The sequence below is a fragment of the Rhizobium sp. BR 314 genome, assembly GCF_047445805.1.
Classification (GTDB): Bacteria; Pseudomonadota; Alphaproteobacteria; order Rhizobiales; family Rhizobiaceae; genus Rhizobium; species Rhizobium lusitanum_B.
Window position 1 is genome coordinate 1 of record NZ_JARWLA010000031.1, and the last position, 22,176, is coordinate 22,176.

The following is a 22,176-nucleotide window of genomic DNA, read 5'->3' on the forward strand; positions in this document are numbered from 1 at the left end:
AGTGCTGATCCGATCCAGAAGACGACGGACCTGGCGCGTGCTCAGATCAAGCACATGCGCCGCCGACACCAGCGTCATGCGGCCGGCGATCACCTTCGACAAAATCTCGATCCGCTGCAGATCGCGCTCGCTCATCGCAATCAGTCCCATCCGCAATCTCCCAGGTCATCAAAAACCCGGGGAGAGTGACATTCCAACTTTGCAAAAACAGGACACTTCAACTTTGCGGCTACATAATGTGATCAGATAAGATAGATTATGGAACCGTACTACATTTAATTAAACCGCCAGACCAATCGCTTTTCCTTTTTATTCTAGATAGTTGGCGAGATTTTCCAAGGTCGACTTCAAGCCTTCGTCGTGATCTTTCTTGTTGATGCCGCTCGGAACGTCTTCACAAACTATGGTGACGTTTGTGCCTGATAGCGTCTCGGCCAACGACCAGGTTATGACCATTGTGCCGTTGAATGCCGTGTCGTCGGATTCGAAATTCACGGCCTGAACGATCCGCTCGTCCGGAATGATCTCCAGGAACCGACCTGATACGATGTCCAAATGCTCGGAAGACTTTCCGGGTGTCGAATGATCGGGAATGTCGTAGCGAAGTGCCAGCCGATAGCTGCCGCCCCGACACGGTTCAAAGGTCATGATCTGGCCGGTCATGCCTTTGGGCGGAAGCCAGGAGATCAACGCCTCCGGGCCCATGAACGCCTGAAAGATTGCCTTTGGTGTTGCACGGATCATTCTTGATGCCGTGTCGGTTCTTTTCTCGTGTGAAGTTTGGCTCATCGCATCCTCCTTTACGATGTTCCGCGGCAATCAGGAGAACACAGCGAGTGCGCGCTGCTAACTTCAGCTTGCCTTGATACGGATGATTTTTGCCGCAATCTTTTCCGCCAGAAGCGTTGGATTGCATGCGAAAATGCTGTCCGGTCGTCCTGCGGCACACCAGACCTGATCATAAGCCAAAAGACTTTCATCGATGAAGACGGGTAGCTCGACCAGATGGCCGATCGGGCCTACGCCGCCGATTGCAAAGCCGGTTTCATCGCGAACCCGGTCGATATCGGCGCGTTTCAGCCGAATTCCGTAACTTGCTGCAATATAGGCCGTATCGGCATTATGCGCACCGGAAACGAGAAGCAGCGTCAGTCCATGCGTGTCCGCATTGACGAAAACCAGCGATTTGACGATCTGGCCGACGGCACAGTCGGCCGCTTTCGCAGCCTCCTCGGCCGTCCTCGTCGATTGCTCCATGCGCTTGATCGAGATTTCGAGACCCAGGTTCCGTGCCGCAAGCTCGACCCGTTCCAGGCTTGAAAGCTTCTTGCTGTCTTCGCTCATAGATCGTCATCCTCCACGTCGAGCTCGATCTGCATCTGATCGTAGGCTGGCTCGACATGGTCGGGCGTCTCCGCCAGCACGGTTTCATAATCGAGCGGCGTATGCATGTGGGTCAAGATGGCATGTTTTGGCTTCAGTCGCTCGATCCAGCCGAGCGATTGTTCCAGCGACAAATGGCTTGGATGTGGCCGATATTGCAAAGCATCGATGATGAGGACGTCTAGATTTTCGACTTTTTCTACCGATTCCGGCGGGAAGTCGCTGATATCGCTGCAATAAGCGAGCTTGCCAATGCGGAATCCCAGCGAGTGGATATCGCCATGCAATTGCTTGTGCGGCCAGAAGCGGATCGGCCCGCCTGCCCCATCAATGGTGAAACCTTTCTCAAGGTCTTCGATCAATACCGGCCGGACGATCGGCGGATAGCTGCTGCCGGGCGGCGTTTCCAGGCAGTAGCGGAAGCCTTCGCGAATGCGGTCCATCGTCTGTGGGTCGGCATAGATCGGGATGCGCTCGTTCGAGATGTGGAAATAGCCGCGCAGATCGTCGATGCCGTGAATATGGTCGGCATGCGCATGGGTATAGAGCACCGCGTCGATGAAGCTGACGCCGGCATGGATCATCTGTTCGCGAAAATCCGGTCCTGTGTCGATTACGACGGTGGTGATGCCGCCATCCGGTGCGATTTGCTCAACGAGGAAAGCCGCGCGCGTGCGACGGTTCTTTGCATTTCTCGGATCGCAGGCACCCCAATCGCCGGTAATGCGCGGCACGCCCGGCGACGAGGAACAGCCCAAAATGGTGAAGCGTCGCCGGTAGGTCACGCCGTCAGACCCTTGTCATCTTGGAGAAGCAGCGGAAGGCATTCGCCGTAGTGATCTCCGCTATTTCCGCCATGCTGACGCCGATCGTGTCGGCCAGCACTTCGGCAGTGTTGACGACATAGGATGGTTCGTTGCGTTTGCCGCGCCAGCGCTTCGGTGCCAGATACGGCGCGTCCGTCTCGACCAACAATCGGTCGTGCGGGATCGTCTTGGCGATGTCGCGCAGCTCTTCCGACTTCGGAAAGGTCAGGATGCCGGAAAAGGAGATGTAGCCTCCGAGTTCGACGCCCGTGCGGGCAAGGGCAGGGCCGGCGGAGAAGCAATGGAGGATGAAGGGGAAAGCCCCCTTCCCGGTTTCCTCCGCCAGGATCGCGGCCATGTCATCGTCCGCGCTGCGGCTATGAATGACCAGCGGCAGCTGCGTTTCGCGGGCCGCCGCGATATGCCGCAGGAAGCCGGTCTTCTGGTCTTCCGGTTTGACTGTATCGTAGAAGTAATCGAGCCCCGCCTCACCGATCGCGACGATCTTCTTATGCTGGTTTGCCAGCCGCACAAGATCCTCGGTCTGGATATCCAGTTCCTGATCGGCGCTGTTTGGATGCGTGCCCACGGAGCAGAAAACCGATGGGTAGCGCTCGGTCAGCTCAAGTAGCCCGTCAAGCTTGCGAACTCTGGTCGAGATCGTGACCATCTGCTTGACGCCGAGTTCGTGTGCACGCGCGACGATCGCGTCGCGCTCCTCCGCGAAGTCAGCAAAATCCAGATGGCAATGCGTATCGATCAGCATGGAACACCTTATTCGGTAGTCGGTGCGACGTAGCGCGGGAAGACCGGCTTCGGTGCTTCCAGTGGCGTCCCGGCAACGAGGCGACCCGCCTCCCCGAGCGCTGCGAAATCACGCTTGTCTGCGGGAATAGCAATGAGATCCAAGAGCTTGCCCGAAGATTCCGGCATGAACGGCTGCAGCAGAATGGCGATCTGGCGCACCACGTCGGCCGTGACATAGAGCACGGTCGCCATCCGGGCAGGGTCGGTCTTCTTCAGCGCCCAGGGCTCCTGACCTGCGAAATAGCGGTCCGTTTCGGAAACCACCGATATGATGGAGGCGAGCGCACGATGGATAAGCTGCTTGCCCATGTCTTCGCGCGTCGAAGCCAGCAGCCCATCGGCCTGCGCCAGAAGCGCCTTATCCTCGTCGGTCAGCGGACCGCATTCGGGAATCTGTCCCTCGCAGTTCTTGACGATCATTGACAGAGAGCGGCTGGCGAGGTTGCCGATGCCGTTTGCGAGGTCGGAGTTGATGCGCGTGCCGATCGCCTCTTCGCTGTAGCTGCCGTCCTGGCCGAAGGAGACTTCGCGCAGGAAGAAATAGCGTACTTGGTCAAGGCCGAAGTGGTTCACGAGGTTGATCGGATCGACGACATTGCCGAGCGACTTCGACATCTTCTCGCCCTTGTTGAGCAGGAAGCCGTGGGCGTAGACGCGCTTCGGCAGCGGCAGCTTCGCCGACATCAGGAAGGCCGGCCAGTAGACGGCGTGGAAACGGATGATGTCCTTGCCGATAATATGGAGATCGGCCGGCCAGTATTTCGCCCGAGGATTGTTTTTATCCTCGAGATAGCCGGTCGCCGTCAGATAGTTGGTCAGCGCATCGACCCAGACATACATCACGTGAGCCGGGTCGTTCGGCACCTTGATGCCCCAGTCGAACGTAGTGCGCGAGACGGAAAGATCCTTCAGGCCCGACTTTACGAAGGAGATGACTTCGTTGCGGCGCTCAGCCGGTCCGATGAAGTCCGGATTTTCCTCATAATGCTTCAGTAGCTTGTCCTGGTATTCGGAGAGCTTGAAGAAATAGCTTTCCTCCTGAACCCATTCGACGGGCGTGCCCTGCGGTCCGTAGCGCACGCCATCGGCGCGCAGCTCGGTTTCGTTTTCCTGGTAATAGGCTTCGTCGCGCACCGAATACCAGCCGGCATAGGAATCCTTATAGATGTCTCCGGCATCGGCCATCAGGTTCCATATGTTCTGCGAGGTCTGGTGGTGACGCGGTTGAGTCGTGCGGATGAAGTCGTCGTTAGACGCGTTCAGGAGCTTGCCCATCGCCTGGAATTCGTCCGAATTGCGGTTGGCGAGCTGCTGCGGTTCGATGCCTTCGGCGCGCGCCGTCTGCTGCATCTTCTGGCCGTGCTCATCGGTACCCGTCAGGAAAAAGACGTCGCGCCCATCCAGACGCTGGAAGCGCGCCATGGCATCGGTGGCAATCAGTTCATAGGCATGGCCGATATGCGGCTTGCCATTGGGATAAGCGATTGCGGTGGTGATGTAGAACGGGGTCTTTTCGGTCATATCGGGCAAGGGTCCGTTTTTACGGTTGCGTCTTTGTTATGCGTGCTCCGCTCGCTTTAGCGCATGTTTGCCGGGAGCGAAACACCAAGTTTCGCGGGTGCAGCAATAGGATGTCGACAAGCGGGCCTTGCTTGACTCACTCCCGCCTCGCCTTTACCCCTTCAAAGGATCGGAATGCAGGACAGAGATGGTCGTGAATTTCAAAGAATTTTTAATAAGCCTGTCCGGCGGCTTCAAGGGGCCGTTGCTTTGAGTTTTCTCAGTACCTATCAGCCGCTTTATTCATTTTCCGGCTTCTTCGTCGGCATGCTGGTCGGCATTACGGGCGTCGGCGGCGGGTCGCTGATGACGCCATTGCTGGTGCTGTTGTTCGGGGTGCATCCGGCAACCGCTGTTGGCACGGACCTGCTCTACGCGGCAATCACCAAGACGGCGGGAACGGCTGTCCATGGCATTCATGGGCGCGTCAACTGGAAGGTGGTTGCCCTGCTCGCTTCCGGTAGTGTGCCGGCAGCCTTGCTCATGCTGTGGATCATGGCCGGCGTCAATCGCGAAAGCCCTTCGGTCGCGCACGCCATCACGCTCTCACTGGGCTGTCTTCTGCTCCTGACGTCGCTGATGCTGATCTTCCGCGGTCAGATTCTGGAAGCCATACGGAAATGGCGCGGCGAACGTGGCAAGCTGACGCCGCGCACCATTGCATTGGCGACTATCATTCTGGGTCTTTTGCTCGGCACCCTCGTCACCATGACATCGGTTGGTGCCGGTGCGCTTGGCGTGACCGTGCTGCTCGTCCTCTATCCGCAGACCGATGTCCGCGAGATCGTTGGCTCTGATATCGTCCACGCCGTACCGCTGACCCTGATCGGCGGTATGGGCTACTGGTTCATCGGTGAGATCAACTGGTCGATGCTGTTTGCTCTGCTCGTGGGGTCGATTCCCGGCATTGTCGCCGGCAGCCTGCTCGCGCCGCGCCTGCATGAGCGATCCGTCCGCATCATCCTTGCCGTGACGCTGGCGGTCGTCGCCTGGAAGCTGATCCTGCCCTGACGCAATTCTGCAAGTCTCGTCGCGGCTGCCGCCTGGAAGCGCGCAATCGATCTATGCGGAAAGTTGTTGCTTCAATTCGCTTAGAATGGTGATGAGCGTCTGCTTGCGATCGAGATTGTAGGCCTGCGATATATTCAGCCGCTCGGTTGTCTCCGAATGGAGACGCGCCAGTCTTTCGGCCGTTGCAAGAGAGCCGCCGAGAGCCGCGGCCCGCGCGCGTTCAACAATGTCGTCGCCGATATGGGACAGGAAGAAGCCGAAGATCGTGTCGCTGTCCTTGCCGGAAAGCGCATCGGCGAGGCGGTGCATGGCTTTACGCGCGGCAGGTCCGTCAGTCGAAAGCACCTGCCGGTAGGCGTCGATAATCTCCCCGCCGCCATAGTTCAGGAGCTTGAGCGCCTCGCTGACGCTGCCCTTGGCTGCCGGAAGCAATTCGTTCCCCTGCCCCGACGGCACGCCGAGATTTTCGAGCGCCCAGCGCAAGGGTTCGTTTTCCAGCGGCGCGAGCTTCAGCGGCAGGCAGCGCGAGCGGATCGTCGGCAAAAGCCGACCCGGCGCATGCGACAGCACAAGGAATAAAGCGCGCTTCGGCGGCTCCTCAAGGATTTTCAGGATAGCGTTGGCCGCATTCCGATTGAGATCGTCGGCCGGGTCGATGATGACGATACGCCAATTGCCGGTTCCCGAGGTCTGCGAGAAGAATTTTCCGGCACGGCGCACCTCGTCCACCGTGATCGCGGATTTGACCTTGCCGGTCTTTTCATCGACCGGGCGGCTCAGATGCAACAAATTGTGGGATGCGCCACCGGAGATCTGCCGGCTGATAGGAGACGCCGGATCGGGATCCGGGATGATCTCTGGCGCAGATGATGGATCAGGATGCGAAAGGACGTAGTTGGCGAAGCGAAAGGCGAGCGTCGCCTTGCCGATCCCCTCAGGCCCTTCGATCAGGATAGCGTGATGGCCCTTGCCGGAACGATAGGATTGCGCGAGAAAAGCTTCCGCGTCGTCGTGGCCGAAGAGTCTGGGATTGTCCTGCGGCGCGATCGCACCTTCCAGAACGCCGGGTCGTTCTTCGCTCATTGTGCCGCTTCCGATCCTTCGGCAACAATGTCCGCAGCGGGCCTGAGTCGTCGGTCGACGATCCCGGCGATTTCACCGGCAATCGCGTCCTCCGAACGCTGTGCGTTGATCACGTGGCAGCGTTCCGGTTCGCGTGCGGCGATATCGAGAAAAGCCTCGCGACGCTTCTCATGTGTCTGCATCTCTTCCTTTTCGAAGCGATCTGGAGCCGTGACGGCGGAGGCGCGTTTGCGCGCGCGCTCAAGCCCGACCTCGGCGGGTATGTCGAGGATCAGCGTGCAATCCGGAACGACGCCGTTGACGGCAACTCTCTGCAGAGCCTCGATATAGTCGGGCTCGAGATTGCCGGTAACGCCCTGATAGACGCGCGACGAATCCATGAAGCGATCGCAAAGGACGATGGTGCCACGGGCGAGCGCCGGGCGAATGACTTCCTCGACGTGGTCGTTTCGCGCGGCTGCGAATAGAATGGCCTCCATCCTCGTGCCGAACGCCTCGGCAGAGCCGGAGAGCAGAACATGGCGTACGGCTTCCGCGCCCGGTGATCCGCCAGGCTCGCGTGTGACGAGCACCTCGTGGCCCCGTTCCCGCAGGCGCTCGGCCAAACGGCGGATCTGGGTCGATTTTCCCGCCCCTTCCCCGCCTTCGAAGCTTACGAATAATCCGTTTGCATCAGCCAATGATCATGTCCTGCACTTGTCGCGCGCCTGCCGCTCGGCACGCGATATGTATCCTGTTTAACCCAAGACATTCTCGGGTGGAACCGTGCATATGCCGGCCTCTTGCATTCTATATGGGGTGTAAACAGGGATTTCGCGAGCAGCGGCGCGTCAGCTCGGCAAGGGTTTGTCCCACAGCCAGGAGAAGAGCAGGGATTCGGCCAATTCCATGAAGGCGTCGAAGGCGCGGCGGCTGAGTGTGCCCCGAGCGACTGATTCTTTTGTATAGAGCGGCAATTCGCGAACCAATCGAGCGCCGAGGAACACACGCAGCGTCCCGGCTTCATAACCCGTGACGACCGGAGCGCTGAGCGGCCAGCGGTAAACGATGCGCGCGGAAAGGCGGTCCGGCGTATCGATCGGAACATAGACGTCGACGGGGATCTTGGCCTCAAGGCTGACGGTTGATTGAGCGCCGCCATAGACGCTGGCATCGCCAATCACCTCGCTTCCGCTAAACAGGCGCTGGCTCCTAAAGTTGCTGAGGCCCCATTCAAGCACACGGCGGGTTTCTTCCGTGCGTTCCTTGTCGCTCTTCAGGCCGCCGAGCGCCAGAAACAGCCGGCGTCCGTCGCGTTCCACCGAGGCGACGATGGAAAACCCCTCGCCCTCGGCAAAACCCAGTCCAAGGCCATCGACACCAATATTGAGCAGCAGCAATGGGTTCTTGTTGCGCTGATAAATCTTGTTCCAGGTGAAATCCGCCTGGCCGAAATACTTGTAGAGGTCAGTATGCTTCAGCTGCAGGTCCTGCGCCAGGGTCACCAGTTCGCGCATCGAGATTTTGCCGCCGCTGTTCGGGTCGTTTGCATCGGGCAGGCCGGTGGAATTCGTGAATGTCGCCCGCGGCATGCCGATCTCACGCGCGCGCGCCGTCATGCGTCGGGCAAATTCGCGTTCGCTGACAGAAAGGCCTTCGGCCAGCACGATACAGCTGTCATTTGCTTGCTGGACCGCCACGCCCTGGATGAGATCCCCGACCCGGACGCGCGACTTCAACGCAGCGAACATCGTCGATGCGCGCGATGGAGCTCCGCCCGTTCTCCAGGCATTTTCCGACACGGGATATTCGGTATCGAGCGAGATCTCCCCCCGCCTGACGGCATCGTAGATAACGTCCAGCGTCATAAGCTTGGCAAGCGAGGCAGGAGAGATCGGTTGATCCTCGTTTTTGGCAAGGAGGATCGTGCCGGTGGAGCCCTCGATCATGAAAGCCTGCGCTGCTTTCGTATCGAAAGCGCCGGGAACGGCGGGCTGAGCCTCGGCAACTGCACGGCCGATGCTAAGGACAAAAAGGAACAAAAGAATCAAGCGCTTTGGCATACCGTCCCCGCAATCCGATCACCGCACTATTATTTTAGTGATAGGTGAAGATTCAGGCAACGGCGCTGATCAATCTGTCTGCGTCGTGCCCTGATGCTGGCGGCGATAAGCCGAGAGGATGGACTCCTGCGTCAGGCCATCGTTACGAACCATGACGGCATCGAAAGCCAGGTCGACATAGACTGTCTTGACCGGAGCATTCTGATAGGCGGCAACCGTAGAACCGAACGACTGATCGCCAAGGCTTGCCATGCGGCGCGAGGAACCCGGACGCTCATAGGGGATGGGTCCGATCTGCGGCAAAACGATCATGGTGGGCTCGGCCGCTTCTGCGGTCGGCATCGGGCCGCCATTCCAGGTCATCGGCGGCAAGTTATTGCGCTTGTCGTTGTTGGAGGCAGCCTTCGGAGTATCGGCGAAAGCTGTTGCCGAATAGGGCGATTGGCGCGGAATGGGAGCGATCGCCGGCGTCGACTCGAAACTGCGCTGCTGACGCGTGGCGCGCATCGGCGTCGGCGTATACGAATCCGGCAGTTGATCGGCAGTCATCCGGCCCGCAGACGCGACCATCACGCCGCTCGCAATCTGGCCGCCGGGATTGATGCTCGGCAGGCGCGAACCCTTGGGGATGTAGGAGGCCATCAGGTAGGGATCGTCATGGCCGTCCATGCGGGCGCGGCCGACATATTGCACGCGCACGTCACCCGTACCGCTGTGCTGCAGGTCGAGCATCTGCGCGGTCTTGTTGGAAAGGTCGATGATGCGGCCGGGATGGTACGGGCCGCGATCGTTGACACGAACGATAATGGAAGAGCCTGTCTCGACGTTCGTGACGCGCGCATAGCTTGGCAGCGGGAATGTCGGATGGGCAGCCGTTAACGACTGCTGGTCGTAAACTTCGCCATTAGCCGTCAAACGGCCGTGAAAGGCGGAACCGTACCAGGACGCGATACCGACCTTGTTATAGCCGAAGTCTTCCTTGGGATAATACCACTTGCCCTTCACCTGATAGGGATTGCCGACCATGAAGCGGCCGCCGCCCTTCGGCACCGGGCCGTTGTTGACGACGCGAGGGCTGGCCTTAACGCCGTATTCCTTCTCGGAGAAATATTCCTTGCCGTGCTGGCGCTTGCTGGCGACCTTCTGAGTTGTTCCGCAGGCCGTGATGGTTGCGCACATCAGTGAGAGAGCAAACCAACGCATACCCGTTGCGTATGTCATCGCACGATTTTCGAATTTCATCTGTCCCACGCCGCTACTCATTACTTTGACGAAGGTCTGCCGACCAGTACTTCCCTCGTTCCGGTATCCTGCTACGCCTCAATCACCTAACGGTACTTTAATCATGATTGTAGTTTGGCGATTTTGCGATGCAAATTAAGCGCACAGGAGAAATTCTGAAGATCGTGGTTAATCAACGGTAAAGCGCAGGCAATCTTTGGATATGCCTGTGATGGTCTATGCCGCAACTCTATGATTGATACCGCAGGTCCCAGCTCGGAACAGATGAGAGCGAATTCTTGCTTCTGTTCGAAGGCGGGTGGTCAGGAACCAGACAGCCGTTCAGCCATCTGTATCGAGGCGCATCAATATCTCGTCGTGGTAGACATCGCCGACCTTCAGCGCTTCGCGTTCGGTTGCCCACGCCTTGAAGCCGAAGGTTTCGTAGAGGCGAATGGCCGCCTTGTTGGAGGAAACGACGCAGAGCCTTATCGAACGGCATGTCGCTTTGGCTTCATCGACGGCGGTGCCCATCAGCAGGCTCGAAAGCCCTGTTCCTCGCGCCTTTGGCCGGACATACATTCCCCAGATAGACGCGATGTGCCGCAATTTCGCGGCGCTGGATCGACCTACGCCGATGGCACCCAAGAGCGCGCCGTCATCGGCGAAGCCGCCAAAGATGATATTGTTTGCAATCCGGTCGGCGACTTGCGTCTCAGTATATAGGATTTCGTCCTCATAGGAGGCGCCGAAGGCTTCGGGGTGGCGAGACAGGCCTTCGAGACGGATGTCGCTAAACGCGAGTGCATCGCCGCGCTCCAGGCGACGTATGCTGAAGCGCTGCATGGCTATTCCTTTCAGGTGGATGCTTTTCCGACGCCGGTGGAAATGCGATCTCGCATCCCGCCACTCGGCGCGTCAACAATCAATGCGCCGTTGTGCTTGCTACGTGGCGCAGCTTGTCGGGATTGCGCGTGCAAAAGATGGCAACGACCCTTTCCTCCTCGATATGCAGCGCCGTCGTCTGCACCACATTGCCGCCTTCCATCGTAAGGAAACCCGGCAAGCCATCGATAATGGCATAGCGGATCAGTCGCGAGGGTTGCACGAGGAAAAGTCGCGCCATCTGCTCGTGACGCAACATGACCGCCTCGATCCCGATAAGAGGTCGCCGTGACGCCGCCACTTTGCCGCCTCCGTCCGCGTAGGCGACGACCTCCTCCGAGAGCATAGTGCGAAGTGCAGCCATATCGCCGGTTCTCGATGCGGTGAAGAAGGCGGCGGCGAACTTGAGCCCCTGCTCTCGCCCGATCGCAAAGCGAGGGCGGGCATCGACGATATGCGCCCTCGCCCGGCTCGCCAACTTGCGGCAGGCAGCGGCTTCACGATCGATTGCCAGTGCCACCTCCTCGAAATCCACGCCGAATACATCGTGGAGAAGGAACGCAGCCCGCTCCAGCGGCGACAGGCGTTCCAGCGCCAACATCAGCGGCAGTGTCACATCATCGGTCGCGTCATCGTCCTGCGGATCGAAGATCGGCTCGGGCAGCCAAGGCCCCACATAGGCTTCGCGTCGGCGCCGTGCCGATTTCAGCTCATTCAGACAAAGCCTGGTGACAACGGTTCGCATAAATGCGGCTGGTTCGCGAACCGACACATGATCGGTCGCGAGCCAGCGCAGCCAGGCTTCCTGCACAATGTCCTCGGCATCCGCTACCGATCCAAGCATCCGGTAGGCAAGCCGGATGAGACGCGGGCGCAAATCTGAAAAGGTTGGGTCGGCGGATGTTTCGGTCATTGGGGCGCAAGAGCGTATTGAGATGGCGCTGCCATGATTTGGCGGCCTCGAACGAATTGTAGCGTCGTTAGTGCGACGCGTCGCCCCAGATAGCGTGCCGTCGCGAGATCGGCTTCGGGCGGCGCGGTGTCTGGACCTTCATCGACATTCGCCTGCGCGCCGGCTCCGAGCCAGAAGCCAAGCCTGTTCATATCCGCCTCGGAGCCTGTCGATGAACAGTTGGCCGGCGGCAGATCGAGACCGACCCAATGCATGCCATGCTGCGCGGCGAAAATGGCCAGCTGGATGAGTGTCGAAAGCTTGTCGCCGGATCGTGACCCTGACGTGGTGAAGCCGGCTGCAATCTTGTCTTTCCAAAGAAAACCCTTGGATAGGACGGCGCTCGACGTCTTTTCCTGGAATGCTTTGAAGGGTGCCGAGACCGCACCCATATAGGTCGGCGAGCCGAAAATGATCGCTTCGCAGGCATGAAGATCGTCCCAATGCCGTTCGACCTTATCGACGGATAAGAGCATCGCCTCGACGCCGTCGATTTGCTCGACCCCTGCCCCGACAGCTTCGGCCTGGCGACCGGTGTGTCCGTAGCCCGTGTGATAAACGATTGCGATACGCTGGCGGACCATTGTTGTCTCCAATGAAAGATGGTGTTTCGAAGCTAAGACAAGGCAGAGGCATCGTCTGTGACATGCGCCGCGAACTTTTCTTTTCAATATTTGGAAGGTGGTCGGCTTTATCGAGATCTGGTTCCAGCAATCGCAACTCCCACAGACCTTTGCAGTGGCTTTCGCGTCTGGAGTTGCTTGACTCAACGGGAGCCGGAGCATTTCCGTGACTTCGGTTGAAACGGAAATGCTCCGCGGCCAGCTACCTCGTCGCTATTCCAGCCGATAGAGGATCATGCCGGCATGGTGCAGCACGCCGTCAACGAATGTTCCGTCGGCGGTAAAGCCGGTGTCGTCCCAATAGTCGATATGATCGCCGCGAACGACATAGCGCCCCTGATAGGCGTTCTCTCGCTTGCCGCGCGCCTCGTCGTAGCGGCCGTTTGCAAGCAGGTTGTGACGGATATAGCCATCGGCTGTAACCCACATTCCGGCATAAGGGTGGTTCTCCGGCGCTTGCGTATCGGAATTTCGTTCGACATTCATCTTAGCGAGACCTTTCTGGATGGACAGGATGATAGCTGCGCAGGCAAGAAGCCCGGCAGCGATGGCTGGCCGTCGCGACCGCCTCATCGTGTGCGTGTTGGCCGGATGACGATCTCGTTGACGTCGACCTCGTCCGGCTGTTCGATCGCATAGCGAACCGCTCGTCCGATCGCGTCGGGCTGGAGAGCAATGGAGCGATAGGTCTTCATCATCTCCGCAGCGACGGGATCGGTGATCGTGTCAGCGAGCTCGCTTTCCACCACACCGGGATGAATGCAGGTAACGCGAATATTTTCATTCTCCTGCCGCAAGCCATCCGAGATGGCGCGCACCGCATATTTGGTAGCGCAATAGACTGCGGCGGTGGGCGAAACAGACAGCGCGCCTATGGATGCGATGTTGATAATGTGGCCGGAGCCCCGGGCTGTCATTTCGGGCAATACAGCCGCGATACCGTAGAGCACGCCCTTGATGTTGACGTCGATCATCCGGTCCCATTCGTCGACTTTCAACGATGCCATCAGCGACAGCGGCATGACGCCGGCATTGTTGACGATTACGTCGATGCGGCCGAAGTTTCTCCGCGCCGCCTCGGTAAAGGCGGCCACATCCACGCGATCGGTCACATCGAGACGCCGCGTTGCTGCCTCTCCGCCGCTTTCGCGGATCTCGTTTGCCAGCGCTTCGATTCTACCCGTACGCCGTGCACCGAGCATGAGCTTGGCTCCGGCCATCCCGAGTTCCCGGGCAATTCCGGCGCCGATGCCGCTTGAGGCGCCGGTGATGAGGACGACTTTGTCGAGGGACATATTCATTTCCTTCCTGATTGCTGTTCGAACTGCCGCAGCAGTTGCCAGGAAGGTAGATCCGCTTCATTGTTGCGATAAGGCGATCATTTTTTACCTCAATGGAAAGCTGTGCTAACCAATGGAAACAGACCTCAATGCACTTGCAGTGTTTGCGCTCGTTGCCGAGGAGCGAAGTTTTCGCGCGGCGGCAGAGCGCATGGGCGTTACAAGATCAGCGGTGAGCCAGACGGTCAGGCGGCTGGAAGAGACGCTCGGCATCGCGCTGGTGCTGCGTACAACCCGCAGCGTCAGCCTTACCGAGGCCGGCGACAGACTTTTTGGCGATATAGCGCCTGCGATTGCCGAAATGCGCGCGGCAACTGAGGCTGCCGGAAACCTGCGCGGGCCGCCACGCGGGCAGTTGCGCCTTGCCGTTTCGTCCATTGCGGAGCGATTTTTGTCGGGGCCTTTCCTAGCAGGATTCGCTGAGGCCAATCCGGAAGTTCAGCTCGATATCACTGTCACGGATGATGAGTTCGACATCGTCGCCGAGGGCTATGATGCGGGCGTCCGGCTCGGCGAGGTAATCGAACAGGATATGATTGCAGTGCCCGTTGCCGGCGATGAGCGTCAACTGGCCGTTTGCTCGCCGCAATATCTGCAACGCTTCGGCGCGCCTGCCCATCCCGGTGAGCTTGTCACCAAAAGGTGTATAGGCTGGCGCCCTGCACCCGGGGTCGCGCCATACCGTTGGGAATTCGCTGAGGATGGCAAGGAGTTCAGCGTCGCCGTCGCGCCGGAAATCACCACGAACGACATGGCATTGATGAGCAAGCTTGCCGTAGCCGGCGCCGGAATCAGCTTTGGCATGGAGGAGAGTTTTCGCCCCTACATCGAACGGGGCGAACTTGTGGCCGTTCTCGAAAACTTCAGCCCCCGCTTTTCCGGCTTCTACCTCTACTATCCAAGCCGTCGCCATATGGCGCCCAAGCTGCGTGCTCTAGTCAGCCATATGCAACATCGGAGGTAGCGTTTGGTAGTTCGGCAGGTTCGAAATGGGGAAATGAAGTGGCCCGATCGCTGGAGACGGCCGGGCCACATTTGCCAGGTCAGGGGTCAAATCTGACTGAAGCCAGCTAACAATATGCGTAGCTTATTTTTTGTCAATAATACCACATGCCGAAAACACGCATTGCGCGTACTGGGCCATCACGAGTAGGGCGTGCCGGCCAAGGCGGCTTTCTGGCCCACCGCTCCTTTGTCGATGATGGCTAGAAATGCATCCGTCGCGCGCTTGGTATCGCGCTTCTGCCGAAACGTCTGGTGCGCCTGGATGAAAGCGACGGTCCACGTTGCCAGAAGCAGGCTCGCGGCCAGTTTGGCATCGGGATCGTCGGGTTGTTGCCCTGCACTTTCCGCTAGCGCCGTCATCACGACATGAGCGATCTCGTCGCGGATCGCCCTCACCCGGGCCTTGAGGGTTTCGCTCCCCTCTATCGTCTCGATAAATCCTTGGCTGCGAGCGGAGAAATTGACGGCAGGATGCTGTTCCGCAACGAGCCGATGCGCGAGCAGACGGTATGCCTCGATGGGGGCGATGCTTTCGTCGCGTTGCCGCAAGACGTCGCGCAGCATCTCCCTCGCCTCCTCGTCGCGGTCGAAGAACATGTCTTCCTTCCGGGGGAAGTGATTGAAGACCGTCATCCGCCCGACGTCGGCGGCAGTGGCGATTTCATCCACCGTCACATGATCGAAGCCACGCTCGAGAAAGAGGTGGGTCGCGACATTGGAGATGTTTTGCCGTGTGGCAAGACGCTTACGGGTTCGTCGATCGGTTGTCGTTGTCATGCCGACGTCGATAGCAGGATTTTTGTACCGAGTACATATTTCATATTGACGAACACTTTTGTTGGTCGTATCAAAATGTATACTTGGTACATATTTGTATTCGATACGGATTAATTCGCCCGATCTTGGGGGCGGCACGCCGAAAGGAGCGAAACATGAAGGCAGCGCAGTTCAACGAATATGGCGGCCTCGAAGTCGTTCGCGTGGTCGAGATTGATGAGCCGCATGTCGGCCCAGGCCAGGTGCGGATCCTTGTCCGCGCGGCCGGCGTCAATCCTTCCGACTGGAAGCGTCGGGATGGGCGATATCGCGATTTCGAAGACGTGATCTTTCCCGCAGGCTTCGGCGTCGAAGCGTCCGGCATCGTCGATGAGATTGGCGAAGGCGTTTTGGACGTCTCGATCGGCGATGCGGTTTTCGGCTTCGGCGAGAATACGATGGCTCAGTTTGCGCTTCTCACCCACTGGGCGCACAAGCTGGACGGTGTGTCATTCGAGGTTGCGAGCGGGCTGCCTGTCATCATCGATACAGCGACGCGTGCTCTTGACGAAGTCGGTATCGAAACCGGCCAAACGCTACTGGTGAGCGGTGCTGCGGGCGGAATAGGTACTGGCGTGATCCAGTTGGCTCGCCTGCGCGGGATCATCGTCATCGGGACGGCAAGCGCACCCAAACACGACTATCTGCGCGACCTCGGCGCTCTCCCGACGACCTACGGACCGGGGCTCGCGGAGCGCGTCAAGGCACTCGCGCCAAATGGCGTCGGTGCTGCCCTCGATCTCGCGGGCTCCGGGGTGATCCCGGAATTGATCGCGATCGTCGGCAACCCCGCGCGGGTTCTCTCCGTGGCCGATTTCTCGGCGGAGGAATACGGCGCGAAGTTTTCCCATGGCCCTCCGAAGGATCCGCAGTTGGTTTTCGCCGATGTGGCTCGGCTTTGCTCAGAGGGTCTTTTCCACCTGCGTGTCGAGCAGACCTTCCCGCTTGAACAGACGGCACTGGCACAGGATGTCAGTGCCAGAGGTCGCGTCGTGGGCAAGCTCGTTATTTCCCTGGATTGAAGTTGACTATGAACAAGCCCCTTATCGTCATCTTCGCCGCAATCTGCCTCGATGCAGTCGGCATAAGCCTCATCTTCCCAATTCTTCCGAGGCTTCTCGAGGAAGTGACCCATAGCCAGAACATCGCGCCCTATGTCGGCGTGATGACTGCGCTCTATGCCGCGATGCAGTTCGCCTTCGCGCCCGTGCTCGGTGCGCTCAGCGACAATCTCGGCCGCAGACCCGTACTGCTCGTTTCGCTGGCGGGCGCTGCAGTCAACTATGTCATCATGGCGTTCGCTCCGCAGTTTTGGATGCTGTTGCTCGGTCGGGCCATCGCCGGCCTGACGAGCGCGAATGCCTCCGTGGCAACCGCCTATATCACCGACATCTCGCCGGAAGACAAAAGAGCCAGCAGGTTCGGACTTCTCAGTGCGATGTTCGGCGTCGGCTTCATTGTCGGACCGGTTCTCGGCGGATTGCTTGGCGATTGTTGGCTGCGGCTTCCCTTCATTGCCGCTGCAGTCCTGAACGGCTGCAATTTGCTCATAGCCCTGTTCGTCCTCCCCGAACCTCGCACTCCGTCAGGTCAGAAGATCGATCTCGCCGCATTCAATCCGCTTCGGCCGCTGCGCTGGGTTTTCTCGATGAAAGGGCTGATGCCGATTGTCCTTGTCTATTTTATCCTGAGCGCGACGGGCGAAGCCTACGGCACGTGCTGGGCGCTGTGGGGCTTCGATACGTTCCGATGGAACAGTCTCTGGATCGGCCTCTCGCTTGGCGCATTCGGCGTCTGTCAAACGCTGGTGCAGATATTCCTGCCTGGCCCTGCGACGAAGTTCCTCGGCGAACGCTGGGCCGTCGTCGTCGGGATCGCCTGCGCGTGTATTGCGCTTGTCGCCATGGCTTTCGCCAGTCAGGGCTGGGTGATCTTTGCCATCATGCCGATTTTCGCGCTTGCCGGGGTCGGTTCACCGGCATTCCAGGCTCTCGCCACACGGCAGGTCGATCAGACCCGCCAGGGTCAGCTGCAGGGCGTGCTGACCTCAGCCATCAGCCTTGCCACGATCATCAGCCCGCTGGCGTTCTCCACATTCTATTTCCTCGTCCAAAAGGATTGGCCAGGCGCCATCTGGCTCTCTGTCGTCGCCATTTATGCAGTTGCCATCCCACTGGTCCTGCTCGGCACGCGGGCTGCACAATCCGCGAAGCCGGAGAATGCCTGACAGGCGCTTCAGCGGCTTTCGAGCCCCCCCTTTTGGGCGACAATCGCGTGACCTGATTCTTGCATAAGGGGACGAATTATCGGAAGCGGTCCGTCTCCTTTGCATTTGGTTGTAGCATATGCGCTCCAGCCCGGTTGACGCTCCCGCCCGAATAGCGGTAAAGCGAGCCAACCACTTTCATAAAGCGCTGCGCCGCTATGACAGGAAGAGTGTCCGAGTGGTTTAAGGAACCGGTCTTGAAAACCGGCGTGCGGGAAACCGTACCGTGGGTTCGAATCCCACCTCTTCCGCCATATGGCGTTGATTTTATTGCAATTTATTGAAAAATGGCGCGAAAATTCAACGATTGTCATAACCGAAATTGGTGGCTTCTGGAAAGCGACATAGCGGTTTAAAACTTCAGCAGTCACGGAACGATTTGCCGACCAGGCCCAGCGATCCAGCTGGCGGCCACCGCTTCCCGCAATAACGGGACGTGGGGAATCGGCTGCACCGTATACCCACATCGAAAATTTTCCGACAAATGCGCTGGGTGAAATGGCTTCATGTCCTCTGCAACAATATTCCACCTGCTAATGGGGCCGAGTCGGCGAGGCCTAATGTGATCCATGAAGCATTTCGGTAACCGATTTGCAGCATGGCAAATAGGGCATTCAGCGACGTCATCGATCGCAATCTCCAATACGGGCCAAGAAAAACCCCGCCATTGCTGACGGGGTGGATTATCCTCTCGTGAGAAATTGGTCGGGAAGGAACGGCCGGACACAAACCCCAACCTTCACGAACAAAACTGTCCGCCTTCCCGATTGGTGCCGCTCCTGACAGCTGAAAGCCAAGATATAGCTTGCATTCTTTCCTCGGCTGCTCGGTAATGAGCAATTATCGCAAACAGGAGGAATCCATGGCCAAGGGTCAAGTTAAAAGCAATAAAGAGGTCCGCAAACCCAAGAAGGACAAGGCCACACCTGCTGCAGCGCCTTCCCTTGGGGCAAGGGCCGTCGAATCTAGCAAGCAGAAGAAGCCATGATCTTCAGCCTTCCCGATATCACTTCGGGGAGGCCGAAGTCTCGCCGGCATTCGCCTCGAATTTGCGCTGAAAGTGCGGAGCTATGCGTTGCTCTCTCTTATCGCTGTCGAGAACCACGCCCGCTTGTCCCGGCCTTTCAGATCTCGTTGCCCATTCGGGCGAATTGGCTTTGGAAGCCAAAAGCAACATGCGTAGCTCTAGCGTATCGCATGGCGCAGCGCGAGCGATATATGTCCAGCTGGAGACAAGATGCGCCCGGCCCTAAATCGGCAATTGCGGCTGTTGCCCGGTCGACCATGCCGCTTCGCGCGTAGTAGCCAACAAACCGACAACGGTATAAAGCTCACCGCATGGCCCTAGACCCAATCAAAGCCTTTTCGGACTACGTTGACGCGGATTGCACCGTGCAGTTTTGGGTTGCCGATGCTCCCGCAGTCGAATTTAAATCTCTGAAGGCCGCTGTCGGCTACGCCAAAGATCATGGTGGCCGATGGCAGGAGATTGAAATCACGGTGCATTTGCCCCGAGAGGACATCGTCTATGCAACCGAAAAGGTGCATCGGTTGATTGACGCACTGTAGATTCGAAGCAGTCGGTAGCTGCGACCACCTCGAGAATTTTCGTCCACGCAGCGCTGTGCGTGGGTCTCCGCACGGAAGTGCACGGTTACTGCACGGATAATAAAACGTGCATCCGGGAAAACTTTAACGCGAAATTTGATTTCGGTTTTGGATGTGCCCGGAGACTCGTTTTGGCGAATTATGAAGGACCAATCTGCTTCCGGTTGGCTGTCTTGAAGAGCTCGAATTGCGCCTTCGCGTGACTGTCAGCCACCGCCTTGGAGGGCACGCCGTTGTAACCAGAGAATGCCGGGAACTCGTGCATGGCGACATCCCAATGCACGAACGCATGTTGCCATCCCCGACGCGGGTGCAACCACAATGAACCATCTGGCTGAGAAAGGTGTCATCATTGCCGGCAAGAAAGATCCGGACGGCGATATCGTGTGGACGGTCACCGGCGCCGGCGTGGACGACGCAAAGCGCATCGAGTTTTGGTACTACGGGAAGTCGCCATAAACGGGTCCTACATTCAAAAAGCGGAGTTCGATTACGTCCGCACGGTCCAATCTCTCGACACCGACAAAGGATGGCAGCGAGAGGACGTTCAAGTCGCCTTCATCGCCGGCGCTGAGGCGCCACCGGTCACGCGGCTCATGTCCCTGCCCGGCCGCTAAAGAACCGCCTCGCCACGCGAAGTAGATCGGCCTATGAATCGAGCGATAAGCAACTGCAAATTCGAGGACGTCCCGTGACGCACGGAAAATGGAGCAAGGCGGTCACGATCGCGCTTGAGAGCCCGGATGACTGGGTGATCATCGACACAACCCAAGCAGCCAGCTGGGCGCTCATTGAAGATTGGCCGCTTGAGGAGGCCACTGCACTTGATCGTCCCTTGGCCGTCTGCGCCGACGTGATCAGCGCCAAGCGAACTCCAGAGGATGCTCGTCTGGCGTTCATCGACGCGGTCAAAGAAGCTAGGATACCCATGAAGGAAGACTGAGGCAGCATTTCCCTTGCCATGGATGCCTCACTTGACCCAGCTTTGACGAGCACCGGCCTAGCCGACACCATCTCGCCGCTCGCTGCGCGTTCGAGGACTTCGGTGCGGACGGGCTCAGGGGTGGAAGGAGCGGCAAGGGCGTAGAGGGCAAATTCCGTACGCTACGGGATGTCAATCACTCCCTAGACGAGTCCCGCCACGCCCGCTCGAATGGCAGGCGCCAGGCATGTGGGGCTATGAGTTGATGGATCGACTTCGGGCCCCAGCCACCCTGATCGTAAAGTCGCACCGGCGGCGGGTTTTCCAGTAGTGGCTGGGAGACTTCCCACAGTCGCTCGATGCCTTCGGCTGTGGTGAACAGCGTGTGGTCACCACGCATGGCGTCGAGGATCAGGCGCTCGTAAGCTTCCAGAACCTCACCGATCAGGCCGGTTTCGCTCATCGCAAATTGCAACGAGAGCTTGTCGAGACGGAAGCCAGGGCCTGGCCGCTTGCCATAGAAGGAAAGCGATACCTTCGAGGCGTCGGCAAGGTCAAATGTCAGATGGTCCGGCCCTTGCGCGCCCACGCCAGAGCCTGCCGGGAACATCGATTTCGGCGGCTCGCGGAAGGCGATCGAAATGATGCGTTGCCCTTCGGCAAGGCGCTTGCCTGTGCGCAGAAAAAAGGGCACGCCTGCCCAGCGCCAGTTATCGATGGCGCATTTGAGGGAGATGAACGTGTCCGTGTCGCTCTCCGGATCAACTCCAGGCTCTTTTCGGTAGCCGATATATTGGCCGCGTACTACATCACGCGGCTCGATCGGCAACATGGAGCGGAACACTTTGTTCTTCTCCTCCGAGATTGGCGCCGGTTCGAGAGCGGTGGGCGGCTCCATCGCCATGAAGGCGAGGATTTGGAAAAGGTGGGTTACCACCATGTCGCGATAGGCGCCTGTCGTCTCGTAAAAGGCGGCGCGGGTTGAAAGACCTAACGTCTCCGGCACATCTATCTGCACGTGGTCGATGAAATTGCGGTTCCAGATGGGTTCGAACAGGCCGTTGGCGAAGCGAAAAGCTAGAATGTTCTGTGCTGGTTCCTTGCCAAGGAAGTGGTCGATACGAAAAATCTGTTTCTCGTCAAACACCTCGTGAAGTTTCCTGTTCAGCTCCACAGCGCTGGCAAGGTCCGTGCCGAACGGCTTTTCCATGATGATGCGACAGCGTTCGACCAGCCCGGCCTCAGCAAGGAGCTGTACGGCTGGAAGCGCAGCCTTTGGCGGAACGGATAGATAATGCACACGCCGGGTCTCGGGTCCCAACGCCTCCTCGGCCCTGTTAACAGCTTCCTTCAGCACGCTCGCTCCGGCGGAAAGGGAGACGTAGTCCAACGATGCAGAGAAAGCCTCCCATTCGGCCTGCGTGAACTTGCGTGTCAGGAAATTGTCTAATGACTCGCGGGCGATGGTGCGGAAACCGTCGACATCGATATCATCAAGCGAGACACCCACGATGCGGCAGCCTGGAATAAAACCGGCCTTGACCAGGTGGAACAGCCCAGGCAGCAGTTTACGCCGAGAGAGATCCCCCGTTGCGCCAACAAGAACGACGACTTGTGGATAGCCGGGGCCGACCCGTGTGGAATTCTTAAGCAAGATATCTGTCCCGGATTCATCATCTATACCCTGCACGTGGAAGGTAACTATTGCGGTGCGATCCTCGCGTTGGCTCGGAGCAACTGCCTTGCGGGGTGACCCAGTCGCATAAACCTTCGTCGCGCGTTGGCTAGAATACAGGCATGGTTTGCAAGGGCGGTCAAGGGATGGAAGCAGTCGCGTCGAAGAGTA

The 22,176-nt window shown here is 58.6% G+C and carries 23 protein-coding genes, 1 tRNA gene and 1 pseudogene; 8 read left to right on the forward strand and 17 right to left on the reverse strand.

Annotated features, from left to right (window positions below):
• From QD461_RS27730 to metG, 6 genes and pseudogenes are all read right to left on the reverse strand, one after another.
• Positions 1-150: pseudogene (locus QD461_RS27730) on the reverse strand (ISNCY family transposase); the annotation flags it as partial.
• A 159-nt stretch (positions 151-309) separates the two neighbouring features.
• Complete coding sequence (locus tag QD461_RS27735; protein ID WP_414090465.1) at positions 310-789, reverse strand: SRPBCC domain-containing protein; 480 nt, start codon at positions 787-789, stop codon at positions 310-312.
• 63 nt (positions 790-852) lie between these two features.
• Positions 853-1,344, reverse strand: coding sequence for a YbaK/EbsC family protein (locus QD461_RS27740; protein WP_414090466.1), 492 nt, complete (start codon positions 1,342-1,344; stop codon positions 853-855).
• On the reverse strand, positions 1,341-2,168 hold the full coding sequence (locus QD461_RS27745) for an MBL fold metallo-hydrolase (RefSeq protein ID WP_414090467.1): 828 nt from the start codon (positions 2,166-2,168) through the stop codon (positions 1,341-1,343). Before QD461_RS27745 ends, QD461_RS27740 begins: the two co-directional genes overlap by 4 nt.
• 4 nt (positions 2,169-2,172) lie before the next feature.
• Positions 2,173-2,955, reverse strand: a complete 783-nt coding sequence (locus QD461_RS27750; RefSeq protein ID WP_414090468.1) for a TatD family hydrolase — start codon at positions 2,953-2,955, stop codon at positions 2,173-2,175.
• A gap of 8 nt (positions 2,956-2,963) precedes the next feature.
• Positions 2,964-4,517, reverse strand: a complete 1,554-nt coding sequence (metG, locus tag QD461_RS27755; protein ID WP_414090469.1) for a methionine--tRNA ligase — start codon at positions 4,515-4,517, stop codon at positions 2,964-2,966.
• A gap of 249 nt (positions 4,518-4,766) precedes the next feature.
• Here metG and QD461_RS27760 point away from each other — a divergent pair, with 249 nt between their 5' ends.
• Entirely contained in the window at positions 4,767-5,567 is an 801-nt protein-coding gene (locus QD461_RS27760; RefSeq protein ID WP_414090470.1) for a sulfite exporter TauE/SafE family protein, read from the forward strand.
• Between the two features lie 51 nt (positions 5,568-5,618).
• Here the strand turns inward: QD461_RS27760 and QD461_RS27765 are convergent, their stop codons facing one another.
• The 9 genes from QD461_RS27765 to QD461_RS27805 all read right to left on the reverse strand — a co-directional run bounded on the left by QD461_RS27765 (position 5,619) and on the right by QD461_RS27805 (position 13,668).
• A complete protein-coding gene (locus QD461_RS27765) occupies positions 5,619-6,650 on the reverse strand; it encodes a DNA polymerase III subunit delta' (protein ID WP_414090471.1) in 1,032 nt (343 codons plus the stop codon).
• Positions 6,647-7,330, reverse strand: coding sequence for a dTMP kinase (gene tmk / locus QD461_RS27770; RefSeq protein ID WP_414090472.1), 684 nt, complete (start codon positions 7,328-7,330; stop codon positions 6,647-6,649). Before tmk ends, QD461_RS27765 begins: the two co-directional genes overlap by 4 nt.
• 150 nt (positions 7,331-7,480) lie before the next feature.
• Positions 7,481-8,692: a D-alanyl-D-alanine carboxypeptidase family protein gene (locus QD461_RS27775; protein WP_414090473.1), complete on the reverse strand. Its 1,212-nt coding sequence runs from the start codon at positions 8,690-8,692 to the stop codon at positions 7,481-7,483.
• Between the two features lie 69 nt (positions 8,693-8,761).
• Entirely contained in the window at positions 8,762-9,934 is a 1,173-nt protein-coding gene (locus QD461_RS27780; protein WP_414090474.1) for a septal ring lytic transglycosylase RlpA family protein, read from the reverse strand.
• 321 nt (positions 9,935-10,255) lie between these two features.
• A complete protein-coding gene (locus QD461_RS27785; protein ID WP_414090475.1) occupies positions 10,256-10,759 on the reverse strand; it encodes an N-acetyltransferase family protein in 504 nt (167 codons plus the stop codon).
• A gap of 79 nt (positions 10,760-10,838) precedes the next feature.
• On the reverse strand, positions 10,839-11,711 hold the full coding sequence (locus tag QD461_RS27790) for a sigma-70 family RNA polymerase sigma factor (protein ID WP_414090476.1): 873 nt from the start codon (positions 11,709-11,711) through the stop codon (positions 10,839-10,841).
• The gene (locus QD461_RS27795) at positions 11,708-12,334 is read right to left on the reverse strand and encodes a flavodoxin family protein (RefSeq protein ID WP_414090477.1); all 627 of its coding nucleotides are present in this window, start codon (positions 12,332-12,334) and stop codon (positions 11,708-11,710) included. Before QD461_RS27795 ends, QD461_RS27790 begins: the two co-directional genes overlap by 4 nt.
• Positions 12,335-12,586: 252 nt before the next feature.
• Positions 12,587-12,859, reverse strand: a complete 273-nt coding sequence (locus QD461_RS27800; RefSeq protein WP_414090478.1) for an Atu4866 domain-containing protein — start codon at positions 12,857-12,859, stop codon at positions 12,587-12,589.
• Between the two features lie 83 nt (positions 12,860-12,942).
• Positions 12,943-13,668 carry an SDR family oxidoreductase gene (locus QD461_RS27805; RefSeq protein WP_414090479.1) on the reverse strand — a complete coding sequence of 242 codons (726 nt, stop codon included), beginning with the start codon at positions 13,666-13,668 and terminating at the stop codon, positions 12,943-12,945.
• A 118-nt stretch (positions 13,669-13,786) separates the two neighbouring features.
• Here QD461_RS27805 and QD461_RS27810 point away from each other — a divergent pair, with 118 nt between their 5' ends.
• Positions 13,787-14,677: a LysR family transcriptional regulator gene (locus QD461_RS27810; RefSeq protein ID WP_414090480.1), complete on the forward strand. Its 891-nt coding sequence runs from the start codon at positions 13,787-13,789 to the stop codon at positions 14,675-14,677.
• 179 nt (positions 14,678-14,856) lie between these two features.
• Here the strand turns inward: QD461_RS27810 and QD461_RS27815 are convergent, their stop codons facing one another.
• On the reverse strand, positions 14,857-15,495 hold the full coding sequence (locus tag QD461_RS27815; RefSeq protein WP_414090481.1) for a TetR/AcrR family transcriptional regulator: 639 nt from the start codon (positions 15,493-15,495) through the stop codon (positions 14,857-14,859).
• 155 nt (positions 15,496-15,650) lie between these two features.
• On the opposite strand from QD461_RS27815, the gene QD461_RS27820 reads away from it, so the two are divergent.
• From QD461_RS27820 to QD461_RS27845, 6 genes are all read left to right on the forward strand, one after another.
• Positions 15,651-16,556, forward strand: a complete 906-nt coding sequence (locus tag QD461_RS27820) for an NADP-dependent oxidoreductase (RefSeq protein WP_414090482.1) — start codon at positions 15,651-15,653, stop codon at positions 16,554-16,556.
• An 8-nt stretch (positions 16,557-16,564) separates the two neighbouring features.
• A complete protein-coding gene (locus QD461_RS27825) occupies positions 16,565-17,761 on the forward strand; it encodes a TCR/Tet family MFS transporter (RefSeq protein ID WP_414090483.1) in 1,197 nt (398 codons plus the stop codon).
• A 203-nt stretch (positions 17,762-17,964) separates the two neighbouring features.
• A tRNA-Ser gene (locus tag QD461_RS27830) sits at positions 17,965-18,054 on the forward strand.
• A 1,084-nt stretch (positions 18,055-19,138) separates the two neighbouring features.
• On the forward strand, positions 19,139-19,369 hold the full coding sequence (locus QD461_RS27835) for a hypothetical protein (protein ID WP_414090484.1): 231 nt from the start codon (positions 19,139-19,141) through the stop codon (positions 19,367-19,369).
• A 360-nt stretch (positions 19,370-19,729) separates the two neighbouring features.
• Complete coding sequence (locus QD461_RS27840) at positions 19,730-19,867, forward strand: hypothetical protein (RefSeq protein ID WP_414090485.1); 138 nt, start codon at positions 19,730-19,732, stop codon at positions 19,865-19,867.
• 232 nt (positions 19,868-20,099) lie between these two features.
• The gene (locus tag QD461_RS27845) at positions 20,100-20,351 is read left to right on the forward strand and encodes a DUF982 domain-containing protein (RefSeq protein ID WP_414090486.1); all 252 of its coding nucleotides are present in this window, start codon (positions 20,100-20,102) and stop codon (positions 20,349-20,351) included.
• Between the two features lie 175 nt (positions 20,352-20,526).
• On the opposite strand, the gene zwf is transcribed toward QD461_RS27845, so the two are convergent.
• Entirely contained in the window at positions 20,527-21,987 is a 1,461-nt protein-coding gene (zwf, locus tag QD461_RS27850) for a glucose-6-phosphate dehydrogenase (protein ID WP_414090544.1), read from the reverse strand.
• Positions 21,988-22,176: the final 189 nt, after the last annotated feature.

Bases quoted from the DNA above. Each gene is read 5' to 3' on its own strand.
- QD461_RS27735 (WP_414090465.1), bottom strand. From the start codon at position 789: ATGAGCCAAACTTCACACGAGAAAAGAACCGACACGGCATCAAGAATG.
- QD461_RS27740 (WP_414090466.1), bottom strand. From the start codon at position 1,344: ATGAGCGAAGACAGCAAGAAGCTTTCAAGCCTGGAACGGGTCGAGCTT.
- QD461_RS27750 (WP_414090468.1), bottom strand. From the start codon at position 2,955: ATGCTGATCGATACGCATTGCCATCTGGATTTTGCTGACTTCGCGGAG.
- metG (WP_414090469.1), bottom strand. From the start codon at position 4,517: ATGACCGAAAAGACCCCGTTCTACATCACCACCGCAATCGCTTATCCC.
- QD461_RS27765 (WP_414090471.1), bottom strand. From the start codon at position 6,650: ATGAGCGAAGAACGACCCGGCGTTCTGGAAGGTGCGATCGCGCCGCAG.
- QD461_RS27775 (WP_414090473.1), bottom strand. From the start codon at position 8,692: ATGCCAAAGCGCTTGATTCTTTTGTTCCTTTTTGTCCTTAGCATCGGC.
- QD461_RS27780 (WP_414090474.1), bottom strand. From the start codon at position 9,934: ATGAAATTCGAAAATCGTGCGATGACATACGCAACGGGTATGCGTTGG.
- QD461_RS27785 (WP_414090475.1), bottom strand. From the start codon at position 10,759: ATGCAGCGCTTCAGCATACGTCGCCTGGAGCGCGGCGATGCACTCGCG.
- QD461_RS27790 (WP_414090476.1), bottom strand. From the start codon at position 11,711: ATGACCGAAACATCCGCCGACCCAACCTTTTCAGATTTGCGCCCGCGT.
- QD461_RS27795 (WP_414090477.1), bottom strand. From the start codon at position 12,334: ATGGTCCGCCAGCGTATCGCAATCGTTTATCACACGGGCTACGGACAC.
- QD461_RS27800 (WP_414090478.1), bottom strand. From the start codon at position 12,859: ATGAATGTCGAACGAAATTCCGATACGCAAGCGCCGGAGAACCACCCT.
- QD461_RS27805 (WP_414090479.1), bottom strand. From the start codon at position 13,668: ATGTCCCTCGACAAAGTCGTCCTCATCACCGGCGCCTCAAGCGGCATC.
- QD461_RS27810 (WP_414090480.1), top strand. From the start codon at position 13,787: ATGGAAACAGACCTCAATGCACTTGCAGTGTTTGCGCTCGTTGCCGAG.
- QD461_RS27815 (WP_414090481.1), bottom strand. From the start codon at position 15,495: ATGACAACGACAACCGATCGACGAACCCGTAAGCGTCTTGCCACACGG.
- QD461_RS27820 (WP_414090482.1), top strand. From the start codon at position 15,651: ATGAAGGCAGCGCAGTTCAACGAATATGGCGGCCTCGAAGTCGTTCGC.
- QD461_RS27825 (WP_414090483.1), top strand. From the start codon at position 16,565: ATGAACAAGCCCCTTATCGTCATCTTCGCCGCAATCTGCCTCGATGCA.
- QD461_RS27835 (WP_414090484.1), top strand. From the start codon at position 19,139: ATGGCCCTAGACCCAATCAAAGCCTTTTCGGACTACGTTGACGCGGAT.
- QD461_RS27840 (WP_414090485.1), top strand. From the start codon at position 19,730: ATGAACCATCTGGCTGAGAAAGGTGTCATCATTGCCGGCAAGAAAGAT.